We start from the raw sequence: 2,103 nt of genomic DNA, 5'->3' as shown, positions 1-2,103 counted from the left end.
AGCCTGCGCGGCTCCCGCCTCGGTTCACCGTCGCGGTCGGCGACCGGACGCGGGCGCCGGGCGGGTTCCCTGCCTCGGTCCTGGCCGGAACCCCGGGCGGGCGCCGGCCTGCGCGGCCGCGCACCCTCGTCCCTGCGACGGGGGCCCATGTCCCCGTCGTCGTACGGCCGCGCCCACTGCTCGCGCTCGGCCGGGTCCGGGCGCCGCTCGCGCTGCCCGGTCGCCGCGCGCTCCCTCACGGGTGGCTCGTGTTCGCGTGCCATGATCAGTTCACCCCGCCAATGCCTTCGGAATGGTCGCGTGCTCCGGCAGGATCACGCCGCACCCGAGCGAGGCCGCGAAGGCCGCGCCCTGGTAGCGGTAGCACCGCCGGATCTTCAGCCGCGCCTGGGTGGACAGGTCGCGGGTGATCGCCTCGATGCGCGGCAGGTCGCCGCGCAACGGCTCGGTGATTGTAACCAGCGCGCCGAAGCGGGTCACGCCGTGGCCGCGGGCCTGCTCCTCACGGGCCTGCTGGGTGGCACCGACGCGCAGCGTCGCCGCGGCCGAGACCACGCCACGTTCGCTCTGCTGGGCCACCAGCGCGTTCTTGAAGTCGTCGTCGACGATCTCGGCGGCGTCGGCGGCCGAGTGCGGGCGGTAGACGATGGCGATGCGCTTGCGCGGCACCTCCGGGTTCGGCGCGAGCAGCCGCTGCAGCACCCGCTCGTCGACCGCGCCCTCGGGAGCGGCGTCCATCTCCCAGGTGACCGAGCGACCGCCGTCGTGGATGTAGTGGTCCCACTTCTCGTCGTGCGACACCGGGCCCGCGTCGGCCCAGTCGAGGCCGTGCCCCTCGGGTTCGGAGGCGGCGACCTCGAGGTCGGCCTGCGAGGCCGGGTCGTAGCTGCGGCGGATGAAGGCGATGATCTCGTCGGCCGACATCGGCTGGGCGCGCACGCCCGCCTCGGCCAGCGCCGCGCAGATGCCCGGCAGGCGCCTGCCGATCTCGACCGCCTCCTCGGCGGGGTTCTTGCGCCGCTCGGCGGTGGTGGCCTTGAACGTGATCGCCACCCGCGGCAGCAGTTGCACGCGCTCCTGCGGCAGTTCGGTGGCCAGCTCGTACATCACCTGCTGGGCCAGGTCGGGCGCTTCCGGCTTGGTGATCGTGGAGACCTCGGTGAGCAGGCGGTTGCCGGTCTCGGGCACGGTGTCGATCACCGGGACCACGGCCACGATGTCGCTGGTCTGGCCGACCGAGGCAAGGAAGGTGCCCCAGGCCGAGACCCAGCGGTCGATCACCGGCTGGTCGACCGCCTCGTGGCCCTGCGGCCAGGCCCGCAGCACCACGGTGTACTGGGCGAACTGGGGCAGGTGGATCATGCCGAAGCTGTAACCGCCCGCATCGATGCCCTCGTAGAGCTTCGACGGCGCGAGCAGGCCGGGCAGCCGGGTGGCGCCACCGGGGATGCGGGAGAACCGTCCGCCCCGGTACACGTGTTCGCCGCGACTGCGTGAGCGCATCCAGTGGAACATCATCAATCCCGTCTCGTAGCCGGAGCGGCCCCCCGTCCGCCACACCAGTGGAACCATCACAGCCACACCGATGCCGCCGACGACGAGGCCGAGGGTGAATCCACCGACCATGGCACAGATCAGCGCGGTGATCACGACGACGAAGCCGATCACCGTCTCTTCCCAGCGCAGGCCGAAAAGACCGGCGCTGCGCGGCTTCTGCCACAGCCCGTAGGAGCGGCGCTCGTAGGTGTCGCTCATCGTCATCGCGGAATGGTGCTCCTCCCGAGGTCGGGCGAACGGTTCGCCCAACGATCCCCTGCCACGTCACCCATCGTCTCGTCGGCTCGGCGCATGCCGCTGGTGGCGGCTCTGGCCGCACCGACGCGCCCGGCAGCCGTGGCGGCCCCGGAGGGTACCGCGCGCGAGCCCTGTGTGCCCGAGGCGCGCGGACCGCCGCTGCCCTGCGGGTTGTTCGGGCCGCGCGGGGTGCCGCCGCCGGGGCCGGTCGGGCCGCCGGGACGAGGGCCGGAGCCGCTGCCGCTGACGTAACCGGCCGAACCCGGCGCGGCGGGCTGCTTCACACCCACCGCCTTGGTGCCCATGGCG

At 73.2% G+C, this 2,103-nt stretch carries 2 protein-coding genes and 1 pseudogene; all 3 read right to left on the bottom strand.

Annotation, left to right across the window (positions count from 1 at the left end):
• Positions 1-239, bottom strand: a 239-nt coding sequence (locus tag QH283_RS15990; RefSeq protein WP_280503781.1) for a hypothetical protein, incomplete at its 3' end; no start/stop codon positions are given.
• Between the two features lie 31 nt (positions 240-270).
• Positions 271-1,761 (bottom strand): SCO6880 family protein, encoded by a 1,491-nt coding sequence (locus QH283_RS15985; RefSeq protein ID WP_280503780.1) that lies wholly within the window; start codon positions 1,759-1,761, stop codon positions 271-273.
• A pseudogene (locus QH283_RS15980) lies at positions 1,758-2,103 on the bottom strand (hypothetical protein); the annotation flags it as partial. The gene QH283_RS15985 and the pseudogene QH283_RS15980, both read right to left, overlap by 4 nt.

Origin of the sequence: Nocardia farcinica, from assembly GCF_029867845.1 — a bacterium.
Taxonomy (GTDB): domain Bacteria; phylum Actinomycetota; class Actinomycetes; order Mycobacteriales; family Mycobacteriaceae; genus Nocardia; species Nocardia farcinica_A.
The sequence above is the reverse complement of the archived record's forward strand: the minus strand, read 5'-3'. Positions and strand labels throughout refer to the sequence as shown.

Excerpts from the sequence above, each read along its gene's own strand:
- QH283_RS15985 (WP_280503780.1), bottom strand. The coding sequence starts at position 1,761 with ATGACGATGAGCGACACCTACGAGCGCCGCTCCTACGGGCTGTGGCAG.